Raw genomic sequence first — 390 nt, 5'->3', positions numbered from 1 at the left:
CCGCGCCAAGGTTTCGTGGGCGCGCCGCTGGCGGTATTTACGGGCATCGTGGCTGCCGTATTCATCATCGCCGTCGACAAGGTCCTGCTCCACATCGATCACCCGGCGCAGCTCGCGGCGCGCCGAGGCGCTGTCTTCGGCTTCGTCGTAGCGCACGACCAGGGTTTCGCCGAGGCGGTAGTCCTCGGGGAAATCGCGGGTGGCGCGCTGCAGATACGGGATCGCCTGGCGGCGGTCGGTCTTGTCTGGCGAGCTGGCCAGGCGCATGCCGTAGTCGGCGCGATAGCGTGGCTGGTTGGGGGCCAGGCGCACCGCTTCGGCCAGCCAGGCAGTGCTCTGGGCGCTGTCGCCGGCCTGTTGTGCGGTGTTGGCGGCTGCGTAGTAGTGGTC

Annotated in this window: 1 protein-coding gene; it reads right to left on the bottom strand. The window is 69.0% G+C overall.

Annotation, left to right across the window (positions count from 1 at the left end):
- A partial coding sequence (locus GVL04_RS24355; RefSeq protein ID WP_200846977.1) for a hypothetical protein occupies positions 1-390 on the bottom strand: 390 nt, incomplete at both ends.

The organism is Arthrobacter sp. 18067 (assembly GCF_902706295.1).
Lineage (GTDB): Bacteria > Actinomycetota > Actinomycetes > Actinomycetales > Micrococcaceae > Arthrobacter.
This window is presented reverse-complemented; position numbering and strand designations above follow the sequence as displayed.